The organism is Taklimakanibacter lacteus (genome assembly GCA_003576695.1).
Classification (GTDB): Bacteria; Pseudomonadota; Alphaproteobacteria; order Rhizobiales; family Aestuariivirgaceae; genus Taklimakanibacter; species Taklimakanibacter lacteus.
In genome coordinates, this window is record QOZQ01000006.1 from 300,923 (window position 1) to 317,489 (window position 16,567).

22 protein-coding genes are annotated in these 16,567 nt (G+C 63.4%); 17 read left to right on the plus strand and 5 right to left on the minus strand.

The window, feature by feature from the left end:
- Positions 1–245: 245 nt before the first annotated feature.
- From DT068_RS14375 to dnaQ, 5 genes are read left to right on the plus strand one after another with little or no spacing between them, the layout of a single operon-like run.
- On the plus strand, positions 246–1,058 hold the full coding sequence (locus DT068_RS14375; protein WP_119390529.1) for a pyruvate, water dikinase regulatory protein: 813 nt from the start codon (positions 246–248) through the stop codon (positions 1,056–1,058).
- Entirely contained in the window at positions 1,055–1,642 is a 588-nt protein-coding gene (locus DT068_RS14380; protein ID WP_119390530.1) for a Maf family protein, read from the plus strand. Before DT068_RS14375 ends, DT068_RS14380 begins: the two co-directional genes overlap by 4 nt.
- Complete coding sequence (locus DT068_RS14385) at positions 1,639–2,481, plus strand: shikimate dehydrogenase (RefSeq protein ID WP_119390531.1); 843 nt, start codon at positions 1,639–1,641, stop codon at positions 2,479–2,481. The genes DT068_RS14380 and DT068_RS14385 overlap by 4 nt, the downstream gene beginning before the upstream one ends.
- Complete coding sequence (coaE, locus tag DT068_RS14390) at positions 2,478–3,077, plus strand: dephospho-CoA kinase (RefSeq protein WP_119390532.1); 600 nt, start codon at positions 2,478–2,480, stop codon at positions 3,075–3,077. Before DT068_RS14385 ends, coaE begins: the two co-directional genes overlap by 4 nt.
- 3 nt (positions 3,078–3,080) lie before the next feature.
- A complete protein-coding gene (gene dnaQ, locus DT068_RS14395; protein WP_119390533.1) occupies positions 3,081–3,773 on the plus strand; it encodes a DNA polymerase III subunit epsilon in 693 nt (230 codons plus the stop codon).
- A gap of 183 nt (positions 3,774–3,956) precedes the next feature.
- Here dnaQ and secB read toward each other — a convergent pair whose 3' ends face one another.
- Positions 3,957–4,526: a protein-export chaperone SecB gene (gene secB, locus DT068_RS14400; RefSeq protein WP_119390534.1), complete on the minus strand. Its 570-nt coding sequence runs from the start codon at positions 4,524–4,526 to the stop codon at positions 3,957–3,959.
- Between the two features lie 82 nt (positions 4,527–4,608).
- Entirely contained in the window at positions 4,609–5,058 is a 450-nt protein-coding gene (locus tag DT068_RS14405; protein WP_368904728.1) for an FxsA family protein, read from the minus strand.
- Positions 5,059–5,176: 118 nt separating this feature from the next.
- On the opposite strand from DT068_RS14405, the gene DT068_RS14410 reads away from it, so the two are divergent.
- From DT068_RS14410 to DT068_RS14425, 4 genes are all read left to right on the plus strand, one after another.
- Positions 5,177–5,890: a Tim44/TimA family putative adaptor protein gene (locus DT068_RS14410; protein WP_119390655.1), complete on the plus strand. Its 714-nt coding sequence runs from the start codon at positions 5,177–5,179 to the stop codon at positions 5,888–5,890.
- 84 nt (positions 5,891–5,974) lie between these two features.
- The gene (gene mltA / locus DT068_RS14415) at positions 5,975–7,084 is read left to right on the plus strand and encodes a murein transglycosylase A (protein ID WP_162914198.1); all 1,110 of its coding nucleotides are present in this window, start codon (positions 5,975–5,977) and stop codon (positions 7,082–7,084) included.
- Complete coding sequence (locus tag DT068_RS14420) at positions 7,081–7,656, plus strand: Smr/MutS family protein (protein ID WP_119390536.1); 576 nt, start codon at positions 7,081–7,083, stop codon at positions 7,654–7,656. The genes mltA and DT068_RS14420 overlap by 4 nt, the downstream gene beginning before the upstream one ends.
- Positions 7,653–8,021 carry a helix-turn-helix domain-containing protein gene (locus DT068_RS14425; RefSeq protein WP_119390537.1) on the plus strand — a complete coding sequence of 123 codons (369 nt, stop codon included), beginning with the start codon at positions 7,653–7,655 and terminating at the stop codon, positions 8,019–8,021. Before DT068_RS14420 ends, DT068_RS14425 begins: the two co-directional genes overlap by 4 nt.
- A 29-nt stretch (positions 8,022–8,050) precedes the next feature.
- Here the strand turns inward: DT068_RS14425 and hslU are convergent, their stop codons facing one another.
- From hslU to hslV, 3 genes are read right to left on the minus strand one after another with little or no spacing between them, the layout of a single operon-like run.
- Complete coding sequence (hslU, locus tag DT068_RS14430; protein ID WP_119390538.1) at positions 8,051–9,355, minus strand: ATP-dependent protease ATPase subunit HslU; 1,305 nt, start codon at positions 9,353–9,355, stop codon at positions 8,051–8,053.
- A 12-nt stretch (positions 9,356–9,367) separates the two neighbouring features.
- Positions 9,368–10,468 carry a hypothetical protein gene (locus tag DT068_RS14435; protein ID WP_119390539.1) on the minus strand — a complete coding sequence of 367 codons (1,101 nt, stop codon included), beginning with the start codon at positions 10,466–10,468 and terminating at the stop codon, positions 9,368–9,370.
- Complete coding sequence (gene hslV / locus DT068_RS14440; protein ID WP_119390540.1) at positions 10,462–11,007, minus strand: ATP-dependent protease subunit HslV; 546 nt, start codon at positions 11,005–11,007, stop codon at positions 10,462–10,464. Before hslV ends, DT068_RS14435 begins: the two co-directional genes overlap by 7 nt.
- A gap of 176 nt (positions 11,008–11,183) precedes the next feature.
- Between hslV and hisB the strand changes: the two genes are divergently transcribed.
- The 8 genes from hisB to DT068_RS14480 all read left to right on the plus strand — a co-directional run bounded on the left by hisB (position 11,184) and on the right by DT068_RS14480 (position 16,557).
- A complete protein-coding gene (hisB, locus tag DT068_RS14445; protein WP_119390541.1) occupies positions 11,184–11,777 on the plus strand; it encodes an imidazoleglycerol-phosphate dehydratase HisB in 594 nt (197 codons plus the stop codon).
- A complete protein-coding gene (locus DT068_RS14450; protein ID WP_119390542.1) occupies positions 11,777–12,247 on the plus strand; it encodes a DUF2628 domain-containing protein in 471 nt (156 codons plus the stop codon). Before hisB ends, DT068_RS14450 begins: the two co-directional genes overlap by 1 nt.
- Positions 12,244–12,888 (plus strand): imidazole glycerol phosphate synthase subunit HisH, encoded by a 645-nt coding sequence (gene hisH / locus DT068_RS14455; RefSeq protein ID WP_119390543.1) that lies wholly within the window; start codon positions 12,244–12,246, stop codon positions 12,886–12,888. Before DT068_RS14450 ends, hisH begins: the two co-directional genes overlap by 4 nt.
- Positions 12,876–13,616: a 1-(5-phosphoribosyl)-5-[(5-phosphoribosylamino)methylideneamino]imidazole-4-carboxamide isomerase gene (gene hisA, locus DT068_RS14460; RefSeq protein WP_368904729.1), complete on the plus strand. Its 741-nt coding sequence runs from the start codon at positions 12,876–12,878 to the stop codon at positions 13,614–13,616. Before hisH ends, hisA begins: the two co-directional genes overlap by 13 nt.
- The gene (gene hisF, locus DT068_RS14465; RefSeq protein WP_119390544.1) at positions 13,616–14,377 is read left to right on the plus strand and encodes an imidazole glycerol phosphate synthase subunit HisF; all 762 of its coding nucleotides are present in this window, start codon (positions 13,616–13,618) and stop codon (positions 14,375–14,377) included. The genes hisA and hisF overlap by 1 nt, the downstream gene beginning before the upstream one ends.
- A 28-nt stretch (positions 14,378–14,405) precedes the next feature.
- The gene (locus DT068_RS14470; protein WP_119390545.1) at positions 14,406–14,747 is read left to right on the plus strand and encodes a phosphoribosyl-ATP diphosphatase; all 342 of its coding nucleotides are present in this window, start codon (positions 14,406–14,408) and stop codon (positions 14,745–14,747) included.
- A gap of 2 nt (positions 14,748–14,749) precedes the next feature.
- A complete protein-coding gene (gene coaA, locus DT068_RS14475) occupies positions 14,750–15,703 on the plus strand; it encodes a type I pantothenate kinase (RefSeq protein WP_119390546.1) in 954 nt (317 codons plus the stop codon).
- 224 nt (positions 15,704–15,927) lie between these two features.
- The gene (locus DT068_RS14480; RefSeq protein ID WP_119390547.1) at positions 15,928–16,557 is read left to right on the plus strand and encodes a LysE family translocator; all 630 of its coding nucleotides are present in this window, start codon (positions 15,928–15,930) and stop codon (positions 16,555–16,557) included.
- Positions 16,558–16,567: the final 10 nt, after the last annotated feature.

Here is a 16,567-nt window from a genome sequence, read left to right on the forward strand (position 1 = left end):
GATCAGGAATATGATCTTGATTCCAATGCTTTAGAGCAAGTCCGTTCAGGAATTTCCACAAGCCTTGCAGTCATCGTAAACAGCATCGGGTTATGCACAGAACCGACGCACCGCAATTCTGAGGCGCGAAATTGTGGATTACGCACTGAAGTAAATGATAGAAGCTTTCCAAGTCCTTAACAGGCACCGACTTATCCACAATCGAGTAACTGGTCCTCCCCGTGTCAGCGCCCAGATTTTTCCACATGCATCTGATCTCGGACGCCACGGGTGAGACGCTCAATACCGTGGCTCGCGCCGCCATGGCCTATTATGCCGATTACCAGCCGGTGGAACACATCTATGCCCTGGTCCGCACACCCAAGCAGCTCGCCCGCGCTCTGATCGAGATCGAGAACCAGCCCGGCGTGGTCCTCTTCACGCTCATCGACACCGATCTGAGGTCGCAGCTCGAAAAGAGATGTGCCGAGCTTGCCATTCCGTGCATTTCCATCCTCGATCCGGTCATCGCCAGTCTCGCGCAATATCTCAACGCCCAGTCGCGGCCGCAGCTCGCCGGCCAGCATGCGCTCAATGCCGAGTATTTCCGCCGCATCGATGCGCTCAACTTCACCATGATCCATGATGATGGTCAGCACACGAACGATCTCGACCAGGCCGATGTCATCCTCACCGGCATCAGCCGCTCTTCGAAGACTCCGACCAGCATCTATCTGGCCAATCGCGGCATCAAGACCGCCAATATTCCGATCGTACCGAATATTCCGGCGCCGAAAGAGCTCGAGACGGTGACCCGTCCGCTGATCGTCGGCCTCATTGCCAGCGCCGAGCGCATCGCCCAGATCCGCAAGCATCGGCTTCTCGCCATGAACGAGCACGGCGAGACCGACTATGTCGACCAGGATGCCATCGCGGCCGAGCTGTCGCATATGCGCAAGCTCTGCACCCGCCACAACTGGCCGATCATCGACGTCACCCGGCGCTCGATCGAGGAAACGGCTGCCGCGGTGATCAACCTGATGCGCGAGCGCAATGAGACGAAGGGTTCCGAGACATGAGACTGGTCCTTGCCTCGACCAGCTCCATCCGCCGCGAGCTCCTCACCCGTTCAGGCCTTGTCTTCGAAGCGGTCCGGCCGGATGTCGATGAGGATGAGCTGAAGCGCGGTGCGAAAGGCCTGTCTCCCGGCGACCTCGCGCTCGCCTTGGCGGCAGCAAAGGCCGTTTCGGTAACGAATCGAATGCCGGGCACCCTGGTGATTGGCGCCGACCAGGTCCTCAATCTCGCCGGCCGGACCTTCGACAAGCCGGCCTCTCCGGCAGCGGCGCGCGATCAGCTGAGCCAATTGCGCGGCCGAAGCCATGTCCTCGAGACCGCTTTGTGCTGCGCGGCCGACGGCAAGGTCGTCTGGCAGCATCTGGGCCAGGCGACACTGGTGATGCGTTTATTCTCCGATGCATTCCTTGACGATTATATGGCACGGACGGGCAGCGATGTGACCACCTCGGTCGGCGGCTATAAGCTCGAAGGCCTCGGCATCCAGCTCTTCGAGAGTATTGCCGGAGACTACTTCACCATACTGGGCCTTCCGCTGCTTCCCTTGCTCGATTACCTGAGGCGCAAGGGCGCCATCGCCGCATGACCCGCAAAGCCTGTGTCATTGGCTGGCCGATCAGCCATTCCCGCTCCCCCATCATCCATGGCTACTGGTTGAAGCGCTATGGCATCGAGGGATCTTACGAGCGCCTTCCGGTCAAGCCTGAGGACCTCTCCGGCTTTCTTGCCCGGCTGCGCGGCAACGGCTTTGTCGGATGCAACGTCACCTTGCCGCATAAGGAAGCCGCTTTCCGCGTTGTCCGCACCGCCGATGCGGCGACGAAAAAACTCGGCGTCGTCAATACGGTGTTCGAGCGCGACGGCGAGCTCTGGGGCACCAGCACGGACGGCGAGGGTTTCATCGCCAGCCTCAGGAACGACCTGCCGGACTGGCAGGTCAAGGGCAGGACCGTCGTGATCCTCGGCGCCGGCGGTGCCACGCGTGCCATCGTCGGCGCCCTGGTCGATGAAGGTGCCGAGCGTATCCTGATCGCCAACCGCACGCATGCCCGGGCGGAGGAATTGCAGCGCGATTTCGGTCCGCGCATCGAGCCCAGGGACTGGACGGAAGCGCCTCGGCTTCTCGGCGCCGCGGATCTGCTCGTCAACACGACATCGCTCGGCATGACGGCACAGCCGCCTCTTGATATCGACCTGGCGCACCTGCCCGCTTCCGCGGTCGTCACCGACATTGTCTATACGCCGCTCGAAACCGACCTGCTGAAGCGTGCCAAGGCGCGCGGCAATCCGACGGTGCCCGGTCTCGGCATGCTGTTGCACCAGGCGGTGCGCGGTTTCGAATTGTGGTTCGGCACCCGCCCGCAGGTGACGCCTGAGCTCTATGATCTCGTCGCTGCCGATATCGATCCGGGCTATCGGCGATGATCGTCCTGGGGCTCACCGGCTCGATCGGCATGGGCAAGACCGAGACCGCGCGTATGTTCGCCGAACTGGGCGTCCCGGTTTCCGATTCAGACGCGATCGTGCACCAGCTCTACGAGGCTGGCGGCGCTGCCGTGGCGCCGGTGGCCGAAGCTTTTCCGAATGTCGTCAGCGCCGGCCGCGTCGATCGCCGGAAGCTCGGCCTTCATCTCGGTGCCCATCCGGCCGACTTTGCCAGGCTCGAGAAGATCGTCCATCCGCTGGTGCGCGCCGAGCAGGCGAGGTTCCTGGCCGAGGCCCGCAAGCGCAACGCGCCGGTCGTGGTGCTCGATATTCCTCTCCTGTTCGAGACCGGGCGCGACCGCGATGTCGACAGGATCGTCGTCGTCTCCGCGCCCGCCGATGTCCAGCGCCGTCGCGTCCTTGCCCGCCCGGGCATGAGCGAGGCGAAATTCGCTGCCATCCTGGCGCGCCAGCTTCCCGATGCTGAGAAACGCGCCCGCGCCGATTTCATTGTGGATAGCCACAAGGGATTTGATCACGCCCGCCGCCAGGTCGCGGCTATAATCGCCGCACTTACCACAGGTGATTCGGCTTAAGCGATGCGCGAGATCGTTCTCGATACCGAGACAACCGGAATTGATCACGCCAAGGGCCATCGCGTCGTCGAGATCGGTGCGGTCGAGCTCGTCAACCACATTCCGAGCGGCAAGACCTTCCATTACTACATCGACCCCGAGCGCGACATGCCGTCCGACGCCGAAGCCATTCACGGCCTGTCGACCAAATTCCTGAAGGGCAAGCCGGTGTTCTCGGCGGTCGCGCAGGAATTCATCGCCTTCATCGGCGATGCGAGCCTCGTCATCCACAATGCCGCCTTCGATGTCGGCTTCCTCAATGCCGAATTCGCCCGCATCAATGCGCCGGCAATCCTGCCCGAGCGCGTCGTCGACACGCTGATGCTGGCGCGCCAGAAGCATCCGATGGGCCCCAACAGCCTCGATGCTCTGTGCAAGCGCTATGGCATCGACAATTCGAAGCGCGAGAAGCATGGCGCGCTGCTCGATTCCGAATTGCTGGCCGATGTCTATCTGGAGCTCATTGGCGGGCGCCAGTCGGCATTGTCGCTTTCGGCCATCACGGTTGCCACGCGCGCCGCTGTGGCCCCTTCTGGTCTCGTGAAACCGCGGACCCATCCGCTCGCCAGCCGCCTCACCGAAGCGGAGATTGTGGCTCACAAGGCGCTCGTCGCCGAACTTGGCGACAAGGCTCTCTGGAACGAGTTGTTGAACTAGAATTACCCTCCCCCTTGCGGGAGGGTCGACGCGCAGCGTCGGGGTGGGGGTCGGGTGCTCTCTCAAATTGTTCCGTGAAAGGATGATCCGGCTGTCGCTTGGCCGACCCCCCACCCCTAACCCCTCCCCACAAGGGGGAGGGGAATGGAGTGCGGAACTTTCTGGGAGAAACTTTGAGGTGGATCAAGCCGTGGCCTGCGCCTGCGCGGCCATGCGCTTCTGATACATGCCGGCGAAGTCGATCGGGTCCAGCATCAGGGGCGGGAAGCCGCCATTGCGCGTAGCATCGCCGAGGATCTGGCGTGCGAAGGGGAAGAGCATGCGCGGGCATTCGATGAGCACCGCCGGATGCAGCATGTTCTGTGGAAAGTTCTCCAGCCGGAAGACGCCGGCATAGAGAATCTCGGCGGCGAAGACGATCTTGCTTTCCGATGTCGCCTTGGCGTCGATATGGAGCTCGACCTCGAAATCATTGGGCGCCAGGTTGCGCGCATTCACATTGATCGAGATGTTGATCTCGGGCTGCGCCTTCTGCGGCGCGAGCGAAGCCGGCGCATGCGGGTTCTCGAAGCTCAGATCTTTCAGATACTGGCCAAGTATGCGCATCGAGGGCTGCGCGCCGGGCTGCGGCGCCGGGGCGTTGATGTCGGGCGCGACATTGGCCGCAGCGGGCGGGGGAGCATCCTCGGAGCTGCCGCCATTGGTTGTCTTGGCGGCCGTCTTCTTCGGCGCTGGCTTGCTGGTCTTGGCCATCAATCTCTGCCTTTCATCAAAAATGCGTGACCCGCCTATCATGAATGGCTGATGTGCCGCAAGCTTCCAGGCGATGCGTGATCTATCGCGTCCAGGGCGAGTCTTCGTCCTTTTCCCGGGGCGGCAGGCGATCCTCATGGATCTCGACCGCCTCGCCGTCGATCACCACCGCGCCGCGGCGCGCCGTCGGCTGGTGCATCCGCTTGCCGACGATCCGGCGCATGAAGGGAAGCAGCAGAACCAGGGCCGCCACATCGGACAGGAGCCCCGGCAGGATGAACAGGATGCCGGCAAGCACGCCCAGAAGGCCGCCAATGGCCATGTCGGGCCCGACCTGGCCGGTCTGGCTGGCGCGGCGCAGCTCGGACAGGGATTTGAGGCCGGCATGGCGGATGGTGAGGCCCCCGGCGATGAAGCCCGCCAGCACGGCAAAGATGGGGAACCAGGCGCCGAACCACTGGCCGGTCTTGACCAGGAGGAAAAGCTCCAGGAGGCCGAGCGCAAAAAGGACAAAAAATATGGTTCTGATCACCTGAAACCTGTAGGAAATTGAGCCGGGCAACGGCCTTTGGACCCGGCCCCGGTCCTCCTATATAAGGGGGTGGAGACCCGGACTTCAATTTGGTCAGACGGAAAGACCCGCAGAAATGATGAATCAGGCCTTTGACCCGCTCAATTTGCTGATCCTCGCGATCGCAGTGGTGGTCATTCTGCGCCTGCGTTCGGTGCTCGGAAAGCGGACCGGCAATGAACGTCCGCCGCTTGATCCCTATGCCGCCCAGCGCCGCGCCGAAAAGCCGCAATCGAACGGCAATGTGATCAATCTGCCGCAGCGCGACAATGCGCCCGAAAATACCGGCCTGGAGAAACCGGCCGAGCCGGTATGGACCGGCTACGCCGAAGCCGATTCCAGCGTCGCCAAGGGGCTCGAGAAGATTGCCGGCGCCGACGGCCAGTTCTCCGCCCGCGGCTTCATCGATGGCGCCAAGGTCGCCTATGAGATGGTGGTCACCGCTTTCGCGCAGGGTGATCGCCAGTCGCTCAAGAACCTGCTGTCGCGCGATGTGTATGAAGGCTTTGCCAAGGCGATCGATGAGCGCGAGCGCGCCGGCAACGTGCTCGAATCGCGCTTCGTCGGCATCGACAAGGCGGATTTCACCGCCGCCGATCTGAAGGGCAAGCGCGCCAGCATCACGGTGCGGTTCATTGCCGAATTCATCTCGGCGACGCTCAACAAGGCGGGCGAGGTCATCGAAGGCGACAACAAGCAGGTGCGCGAGATCACCGATGTGTGGACCTTCGAGCGCGACACCGGCTCGCGCGATCCCAACTGGAAACTGGTGGCGACGGACGAGCCGGGTTAAGTCCGGTTCAGGCCCATGCGCCTCGATAAGACAGCGATATGCCGGCTCTTGAGTTTGGCTCTGCTTGCGGTCATGTCATCTTTCATGAGCGCTCAAGCCCGCCCGATTCTCGAACCGACGGCTTTCGTGGATATTGCCGGCTGGAATGGCGCCGACCATCACGCGGCACTCGCCACCTTCCGCCGCTCCTGCGCCGAGATCGAGGACACGGGCCACGCTTTCGCCCGCAAGGTCGTCTTCGGCGGCACTCGCCGCGACTGGCTGGCCATTTGCGAGCGCCTGAAATCCGCCGAGGATCCCCGTGCATTCTTCGAAGCCGCCTTCACACCCCTGATCGTGCGCGATCCGGCGCGGCCCGATGGTTTGTTCACCGGCTATTACGAGCCCGAGGCCGAGGGCAGCCTGAAACCCGGCGGTGGCTACAAGGTGCCGCTTTACGCCAAGCCTGCCGATCTCGTCGCCTTCGATGCGAAGACCGCGAGGCGTCTGGGCCTTGCCTATGGCCGCGTCGTCGACGGCAAGGCCCAGGCCTATTTCACCCGCCGCGAGATCGAGGATGGCGCGCTCGAGGGCCGGGGCCTCGAGCTGGTCTGGCTCAAGGATTGGGCCGATGCCTTCTTCATCCAGGTCCAGGGCTCGGGCCGGGTACGCCTGCCCGACGGCCGGGTGATCAGGCTGGCCTATGCCGGCAAGACCGGCCAGCCCTATACCGGCATTGGCGGCGTCCTGGTCGAGCGCGGCATTCTCACCCGCGACGACATGTCGATGCAGGCGATCCGCGCCTGGATGCACAAGAACCCCAGGGACGGCCGGGCGCTCATGTGGGAGAACAAGTCCTTCGTGTTCTTTCGCGAGGTGACGGTCGATGATCCGGCACTCGGTCCGCCCGGCGCCCAGAAGGTTGCGCTGACGCCGCTCCACTCGCTTGCCATCGACCGTTCGTTGTGGATGTTCGGCACGCCGATCTGGCTCGATACCGAGGCGCCGAAAGGCAAGAGCGGCACGCTTGTGCCGTTCCGCAGCCTGATGGTGGCGCAGGACACCGGCACCGCCATCAAGGGCCATGCGCGGGGCGATGTCTTCTGGGGCGCGGGCGAGGAAGCGGCCCTGACCGCCGGCCATATGAAGAGCCCCGGCCGCATGATCGTGCTCCTGCCCAAGCCATTGGCGAAGCGTCTGCTCAAGCGACAATGACCCGCAAGCTCCCGACCGATTTCGCTCTGTGGGAGGATGTCGCCCGGACCGTCAAGCCGCTCCATAAGAGCAAGGCGAGGAGGAAGCCGCCGGCAAAAGCGGAAGCGCCGCCGCCCGCGGCAAAGGCGCCGGCGCCGGGCAAGCCCATCGTCCGGCCTCCCGTCATTCGTCACGACCCGCCGCCGATCACCGGCCTCGACCGCCGCAGCGAGAGGCGCATGACCCGCGGCGATGTCGAGATCGAGGCGCGCATCGATCTGCATGGCACCGGCATCGAGCGCTCGCGCGAAAGGCTGTTGAATTTCCTAACCTCGTCCCGCGCCGAAGGCCTGCGCCTGGTGCTGGTGATCACCGGCAAGGGCGCCTCGCCTTTCAGCCGCCACACGCTGCATGGCAAGGGTCACTATCACGCGCCCGAGCGCCAGGGCCGCTTGCGCCAGCTGGCGCCCGAATGGTTTCACGAAAGCGCGTTCCGCGCCCATATTGCGGGCTTCCAGCCGGCCCATCCGCGTCATGGCGGCGGTGGCGCCTTCTATGTGAAACTGCGCAAGCGCGAGAGGCGGGCCGGATGACGCCTTTCGGCGAGCGCATGCGCAAGATGCGCGCCGAGCGCGGTGTCACACTCAAGGAGATGGCCGCCGAGATCGGTGTGTCGAGCGCCTATCTCTCGGCACTCGAGCATGGCAAGCGCGGCCGCCCCGGCTGGCATCTGCTCCAGCGCATCATCAGCTATTTCAACATCATCTGGGACGAGGCGGAAGATGTCGTGCGCCTCGCCCGCATCTCGCATCCGCGCGTCGTCATCGACACGTCGGGCCTCGAGCCGCAGGCGACCGAGCTCGCCAATCGCCTGGCCGACGACATTTCCGGCCTCGATGCGAAAGAGCTCGGTGAGTTGCTCGCCGTCCTGAATCGGAAGAAACAGAAGAAGCGGTAATCCTCTCTCCCCCTGTGGGGGTGAGGGGATCAGAGAATAAACTTCGACAGATCGGTATTGCGCGCCAGGTCGCCGAGATTCTTCTCGACGAAGGCCTTGTCGACCATGACCGTCTCGCCCGAGCGGTCGGTCGCCGAGAAGCTCACATCGTCGAGCACGCGCTCCATTACCGTTTGCAGGCGCCTGGCGCCGATGTTCTCGATCGCCGAATTGATCTCGGCGGCGATATCGGCCAGCGCGTCGATGCCGTCATCGCTGAAATCGAGCGTGACGCCTTCGGTCTGGAGCAGCGCCTTGTATTGCTTGATGAGGCTTGCTTCCGGCTCGGTGAGGATGCGGCGGAAATCATCGCGGGTCAGCGCCCTGAGCTCGACCCTGATCGGCAGGCGGCCCTGCAATTCGGGCAGGAGGTCGGACGGCTTGGCGATATGGAAGGCGCCCGATGCGATGAACAATATGTGGTCGGTCTTGACCGGCCCGTATTTGGTCGAGACGGTGGTGCCCTCGATGAGCGGCAGGAGGTCGCGCTGCACGCCCTCGCGGCTCACATCGGCGCCCTGGCGCTCCGAGCGGGCGCAGATCTTGTCGACCTCGTCGAGGAACACGATGCCGTTGTTCTCGGTGACATTGATCGCTTCCTGGGTGATCTGGTCCTGGTCGAGCAGCTTGTCGCTCTCTTCCGCCAGCAGCACCTCATGGCTCGCTTTCACCGACATGCGCTTGGGCTTGAGGCGATGGCCGAAGGCCTTGCCCAGCATGTCGGAGAGATTGATCACGCTGGCCGAGCCGCCAGGCATGCCGGGGATATCGAAGCTCGGCACGCTGGGCGAGTCCATGACCTGGACCTCGATCTCCTTGGTATCGAGCTCGCCGGTGCGCAATTTCTTGCGGAAGCTGTCGCGCGTCGCTTCCGATGAATTGACGCCGACCAGGGCATCGAGCACGCGGTTCTCGGCATTGATATGGGCCTGCGCCTCCACATCCTTGCGCCGCGCCGTCTTCACCATGCCGATCGCCGCTTCCAGGAGGTCGCGGATCATCTGCTCGACATCGCGCCCGACATAGCCGACCTCGGTGAATTTCGTCGCCTCGACCTTGATGAAGGGCGCATTGGCGAGCTTGGCGAGGCGGCGCGCAATCTCGGTCTTGCCGACGCCGGTCGGCCCGATCATCAGGATGTTCTTGGGCATCACCTCTTCGCGCAACGGACCTTCCAGCTGCTTGCGCCGCCAGCGGTTGCGCAGCGCGATGGCGACCGCGCGCTTGGCGTCCTTCTGGCCAACGATATGGCGGTCGAGCTCGGAAACGATTTCGCGGGGAGAAAAGTCGGTCATGGATTACTCAAATCAGGTTCTGACAACAGGCAAATGCTGGGCGATCGGAGAGGGCACGAATTGCATCACGGCACGCCGCGCCCGATGCCATCCGACGCCGAGCAGGATGACGCTCGTGCCGAGGAGCAGGAGTGTGATCCATCGGGCATTTTGCTCGCCTCCGAGCTCGGTGAAAGTAAAAAGCATGGCGCCGCCAAGATAAGCGAGCGAAGAAACCAGGAGTGCGCGCCGATCAATGATCAGGGCAGCCAGCGCAAAGAGCACGACGACGGCGATGGTCAGGAAGCTTGTTTGTGCCGTCATATCAGCGCCCGAAGAAATCATGCCCGCGATGGGATGAACGATCAGGGGAGCGGCAATCAGAGTCAGCCAGAAACCGCAATCGGAGCGCCGGGTGATACGCTCACGATCGGACATATCGTACCGCTGCGCCGCTGCCAGCGTAGCGAGCCCCGCGAACAGGAACAGACCATAGGTGGCTGCATCGGAGACGTAGCCAAAAAGTCGGGCATAGCCGGCAACGAGGGTCACCACACAACTGCCGGCGAGAAGAAGGAGGGCGAAAGGCAGCCGGAAGCGGAGATAGAAGAGAACCGCGGCAAGGCCTCCTGCGATGCCTGGAATCAGCAGACTTTGCGGAAAGCCAGTCCATGCACGCTCATAACTCACGGCCATGATGAGGCTATGAATATAATATGCCAGTCCCGGGACGATGAAGAGAGCAAGGACAATGCTCGGCAAGGTGAGCTTGAGCTTGCGGGTCAGATATTCGGCGAGTGCCCACATTACGACGATGAAAAAGAGCGTAAGTGTTGCGAAATAGATGCCCATCGCCGCGTTCCTTCCCAGATACGGCACGACCGGGCCGAGAAGGGTCTCCGCCAAGGCAACGAACATCGGCGTGGCAAACATGATTCCGGCGGCAAGTAGCACGACGCCCAGCGCGATGAAGAACTCGTTGAAGTTCTTCATGAACACGAAGCGCTCGTCGCCCAGCGCGTGGACATGCCGGGCCTGCCGCCGCTTCTCTGGCAGGCTTGCGAGCGCAAGCGATTGCTGCTCGGTGATGATGCCGCTCTTCACGGCCTCATCGAGATCGGCGCGCGTCAGCATTCGAGACTTTCGACGATCACATTGTTGTTGGTGTAGACGCAAATCTCGGCGGCGATCCCCATCGCCTTGCGGGCGATGGCTTCCGCCTCCATGTCCATGTCGATCAAAGCGCGCGCCGCGGCGAGGGCGTAATTGCCGCCCGAGCCGATGCCGATCAGGCTGCGCTCGGGCTCGAGCACGTCGCCCGTGCCGGTGAGCACCAGACTCACCTGCTTGTCGGCCACGATCATCATGGCCTCGAGCCGTCTCAGATAGCGGTCGGTGCGCCAGTCCTTGGCGAGCTCGACGCAGGCGCGGGTGAGCTGGAGCGGATATTGCTCGAGCTTGGCCTCGAGCCGCTCGAACAGGGTCATGGCATCGGCGGTGGCCCCGGCAAAGCCCGAAATGACCGCTCCGCCGGCCAGCGGGCGCACCTTGCGGGCATTGGACTTGATCACGGTCTGGCCGATGGAAACCTGGCCATCGCCGGCGATCACCACCTTGTTGCCCTTGCGGAGGGAAAGGATGGTCGTGCCGTGCCACTGCTGGGGGTTGCTCATGGAATTCCTTCAATCGCCAACTGGGCCGGGACTTCCCGGCAGGCCGTCATGTAGGCTCTGACGGCGGCCAAGAAAAGCCTCTGAAATTGACCTGCCGGTTAACTTGGCGACAGGTAAAGGGTGGCACCCCTCTATTGCACCTGCTAAGAGACCGCCGCAACATGGGGTTAAAGGCCATGCGCAAGGCCAGCATCGAACGAAAGACCACCGAGACCGAGATCGCCGTCACCGTCGATCTCGACGGCAAGGGCGCCTACGACGTCAAGACCGGGGTCGGCTTCCTCGACCATATGCTGGAGCAGCTGGCCCGGCATTCGCTCATCGACATCAAGGTCAGGGCCAAGGGCGATCTCCATATCGATTTCCACCACACGACCGAGGATTCAGGCATTGCGCTCGGCCAGGCGGTGGCCAGGGCCCTGGGCGACCGCAAGGGTATCAGGCGCTATGCCAGCCTCCATCTGCCGATGGACGAGGCGCTGACCCGTGCGGCCATCGATGTCTCGGGCCGGCCTTTCCTCATCTGGAAGGTCGCGTTCTCAGGCCCCAGGATCGGCGAGTTCGACACCGAGCTGGTGCGCGAATGGTTCCAGGCCTTCGCCATGAATGCCGGTGTCACGCTGCATGTCGAAACGCTCTATGGCGACAACAGCCATCACATTGCCGAGAGCTGCTTCAAGGCGCTGGCGCGGGCCTTGCGCGAGGCGATCGAGATCGATCCGCGCCAGAAGGACCGCATTCCCTCGACCAAAGGATCGCTCAACAAGTAATGGCCTGGTGGGCAGCCTATAGCAAGGAAGGCGGCAGCGCCGATGACGTGGTCTTCCTGCGCGAAGGCTTCAGCTGGTGGGCGCTGCTCTTCCCGCTGCCCTGGCTCGCGATCAAGGGCATGTGGATCGTGCTCGTCATCGCGGTGGCCGCCCAGTTCCTCATCTGGTCGATCGCCGAGGCGCTGGGCTTCGGCGAGGCGATGCGCATGGTCTTCAGCCTGCTGATCAATCTCGTTCTCGGCTTCGAGGGCAAGGATCTGCTGCGCTGGAGCTATCAGCGGCGTGGCTTCAGCGAGAAGGGTCTCGTCCAGGGCGATGATCTCGAGGAAGCGGAATATCGCTTCTTCACCGAGATCGGCCTGCCGGCGCCGGAAGTGGAGCCGCCGCCCGCGCTGCCGGCATATGGCACGTCGCACAATTGGAAGGCCGAGGGTCCCGATATCCTTTTTCCCGGATTTGGCCGGTCATGACGAGTGTCGCCATCATCGATTACGGCTCCGGCAATCTCCATTCGGCGGCGAAAGCCTTCGAGCGCGCAGCGCGTGGATCAGATACACAAATCCTCGTGACGTCCGATCCCGACAAGGTGCGCCAGGCCGAGCGCATCGTCCTGCCGGGGGTCGGCGCCTTTCGCGATTGCCATGACGGCCTCAAGGCCGTGCCCGGCATGTGGCAGACGCTGGAAGACGAGGCCCGGCGCGGCAAGCCGCTCTTCGGCATCTGCGTCGGCATGCAATTGATGGCCGCGCGCGGCCTCGAGCATGTCGAAACCAAAGGCTTCGGCTGGATCGACGGCGATGTGAAGGTCATCGAGCCCGCCGACAGCACGCTCAAGATCCCCCATATGGGCTGGAACACGCTTGATCTGGCGAAGCCCCACAGGCTGTTTGACGGCATTGCGCTCGGCGCCGATGGCCTGCATGCCTATTTCGTCCATTCCTATCACATGGCGCTGAAGGATGAGGCGCTGCTCATCGCCACCGCCGATTATGGCGGCAAGGTCACGGCCTTTGTCGCGCGCGACAACATTGCCGGCAGCCAGTTCCACCCCGAGAAGAGCCAGGCCTTGGGCCTCGCCCTCATCGCCAATTTCCTGGAATGGCGGCCATGATCCTGTTCCCGGCCATCGATCTCAAGGGCGGCCAGTGCGTGCGGTTGAAGCTCGGCGACATGGCGCAGGCGACGGTCTTCAATGACGACCCCGCCGCCCAGGCCCGGGATTTCGAGGCCCAGGGTTTCCGCTGGCTGCACCTCGTCGATCTCGACGGCGCCTTTGCCGGCAAGCCGGTGAATACATCGGCCGTCGAGGCGATCCTCGCCGCGATCACCATCCCGGTGCAGTTGGGCGGCGGCATCCGCGACATAAGCGGGATCGAGACCTGGCTCGGGCGCGGCATCCGCCGCGTGATCCTGGGCACCGTCGCCTTGCGCAACCCCGAGCTGGTGAAGGAAGCCTGCCGCAAATTCCCTGGCCGCATCGCCGTCGGCATCGATGCCAAGGGCGGCAAGGTGGCGGTCGAGGGCTGGGCCGAGACATCGCAGCTCACCGCGATCGATCTGGCGCGGCGTTTCGCCGATGCCGGCGTCGCCGCCATCATCTTCACCGATGTCGATCGCGACGGCGTGCTGAAGGGCCTCAATATCGACGCCACCCTGGCGCTCGCGCGCTCGGTGGATATTCCGGTGATCGCATCAGGCGGCCTTGCGTCGCTGGCCGACATCGAAAGGCTGCTCGAGCCCGATTGCGCCATTCTCGAGGGCGCCATATCGGGCCGCGCCCTCTATGACGGGCGTCTCGATGCGCGCGCCGCGCTCAAGCTCATTGCCGAGGCAGCGTGATGCTGAAGGCGCGCATCATTCCCTGCCTCGATGTGAAGGATGGGCGCGTCGTCAAGGGCGTCAACTTCGTCAATTTGCGCGATGCCGGCGATCCGGTCGAGATCGCCAAGGCCTATGACAAGGCCGGCGCCGATGAATTGTGCTTCCTCGACATCACCGCGACGCATGAGAACCGCGGCATCATCTTCGACGTGGTGCGCCGCACGGCGGAAGCCTGCTTCATGCCTCTCACCGTGGGCGGCGGCGTGCGCACGACGGATGATATCCGCAAGCTGCTGCTCGCCGGCGCCGACAAGGTGTCGATCAACACCGCGGCGGTGAAGAATCGCGACTTCGTGCGCCAGGGGGCGGAGAAATTCGGCAGCCAGTGCATCGTCGTCGCCATCGACGCCAAGCAGGTGGCGGAGGGCCAGTGGCAGATCTTCACCCATGGCGGCCGCGAGCCGACCGGCATCGATGCCATTGCCTTTGCCGGGGAGGTCGTGGCGTTGGGGGCCGGCGAATTGCTGGTCACCTCCATGGACCGCGACGGCACCGGCACGGGCTTCGACATCGCCCTGATGCGCGCCATCACCGACAAGGTCCGTGTCCCGGTCATCGCCTCAGGCGGGGTCGGCACGCTCGATCATCTGGTCGAGGGGGTCAGGGACGGCCATGCCAGCGCCGTGCTCGCCGCCTCGATCTTCCATTTTGGTCAATTCACCATTTCCCAGGCGAAAAACCACATGGCCGAACGGGGAATTCCCATGCGGCTGGCCTGAATGGTAAAAGCGCGAGAGGGGCAGGAACATGACAGATAGCACACGCCACCGGCTTGAGGTTCTGGCCGAGCTCGCCGACACGGTGACCGCCCGCAAGGGGGCGTCGCCGGAAATCTCCTATACCGCGAAGCTCCTGTCCCAGGGCATCGAGAAATGCGCCAAGAAGGTGGGCGAGGAGGCGATCGAGGCCGCCCTTGCCGCCGTCAAGGGCGACCGCAATCATCTCAAGCTCGAAGCCGCCGATCTGTTCTATCACCTGATCGTGCTGCTCGAAGTGTCGGGCCTGCCGCTTTCCGAGGTGATGGGAGAGCTCGAGAAGCGGGTCGGCACATCAGGCATCGCCGAGAAGGCGGGCCGCAAGCAGGTATAGGCATGGATTCGCTGCGCGACGAGATCTCGCCCTACCGCCATTTCGAGCGCAATGCCTGGGCGAAGTTGCGCGCCGATACGCCGATGACTCTCGACCAGGCCGATATCGATGAATTGCGCGGCCTTAATGACCGCATCGACCTCGCCGAAGTCGTGGCGATCTATCTGCCGCTATCGCGTCTGCTCAATCTCTATGTCGCCGCCACCCAGGAACTGTTCCGCGCCACCGGCAAGTTCCTGCATGCCGAGGGCGGCACCAAGGTGCCTTACATCATCGGCATGGCGGGCAGCGTCGCCGCCGGCAAGAGCACCACGGCGCGCATATTGCAGCGCCTGCTGGCGCGCTGGCCGAACCATCCCAAGGTCGACCTCGTCACCACCGACGGCTTCCTGCTGCCCAACGAGATCCTCGAGCGCGAAGGCATCATGAACCGCAAGGGCTTTCCGGAAAGCTACGACCTGCCGGCGATGCTGCGCTTCCTGTCCGACATCAAGGCCGGCAAGCGCAAGGTGACGGCGCCCGTCTATTCGCATCTGACCTACAATGTGATGCCGGACAAGCGCATCACCGTCGACCGCCCCGATATTCTCATCGTCGAAGGCCTGAATGTGCTGCAGACCGGCCGTCCGCCGCGCGACGGCAAGATCATTCCCTTCATTTCCGACTTCTTCGATTTCTCGATCTATCTCGATGCCGCCGAGGACGTGCTGCGTGACTGGTATGTGACGCGGTTCTTCTCGCTGCGCGACACCGCCTTCCGCGATCCCAAATCCTATTTCCACCGCTACGCCTCGCTCACCGACAAGGAAGCGCGTGCCACCGCCAATCGCATCTGGGAGACGATCAATCTCGTAAACTTGCGCGAGAATGTCGTGCCGACGCGCCAGCGCGCCGATCTCATTTTGCGCAAGGGCGCCGACCACATCATCCACAGCGTCTGGCTGCGCAAGTTGTAGTTCCCCTCTCCCCGCTGAAGCGGGGCGAGGGGCGGCTGCAATCCGGATACGATGTGTGAATCCGATAGCGGCTTTTGCTCGGATGACGATTGGGCTCGCAGGCCCAAATCCCACCAAACCGCAATTTTACCAGGAGTGAGAAATCGCACAGGCAGGCGGCGGACCGTCCTGTATGCAACGCCCATCCAAATTGAACCGTCTCAACCCGGCGCGGAGATTTCAGCATGGATTGGCAGGTCCTTGGCGCCTTTCTGGTCGCGACGGCGATCTACCTCGCCGCGCCATGCACCGTCACGGCCATCGTCATCGGCAATACGTTGAATGGCGGCCGCCCGGTCGGGTTGCGCACGGTTCTCGGCATCGGGCTCGGCGAAACGACGGTGCTCGGCCTGCTGGGGCTGTCCCTGCTTCTGTCGAGCCGGGTTCTCGGCGACATCTTTCCCTGGGTCTCGCTGGCGAGTGCCGGCTATCTCGCCTGGCTTGCGGTGGCGGCGCTGCGCCACGCGGGCGGGCCGGCGCTGGCTGAGACGACAAACCTCTCGGCCCGCCCCCTTCTTGATGGATTTGCCGTCACCGTCAGCAGCCCCACGGCGATGCTTTTCTATTCCGCCTTCTTCATGCCCTTCGCCGTCCAGAGTGACAGGCCGGTGCTCCAGTTCGGCATTCTCGCCGCCCTCTATATCTCGCTCAGCGTCGCCTATGATCTGACCTGCGTGATGCTGATCGCCCGGTTGGTCGGAAAGCGCCTGCACAACTCCGCCTTTGCCCGCCTTGCGCGGTTCTGCAACGCCGCCGTCTATCTGGGGACCAGCGCTCTGGCGATCGCCTCCTTCCTGCGGACGGTCGCACCCTGAGCCGTGCGAA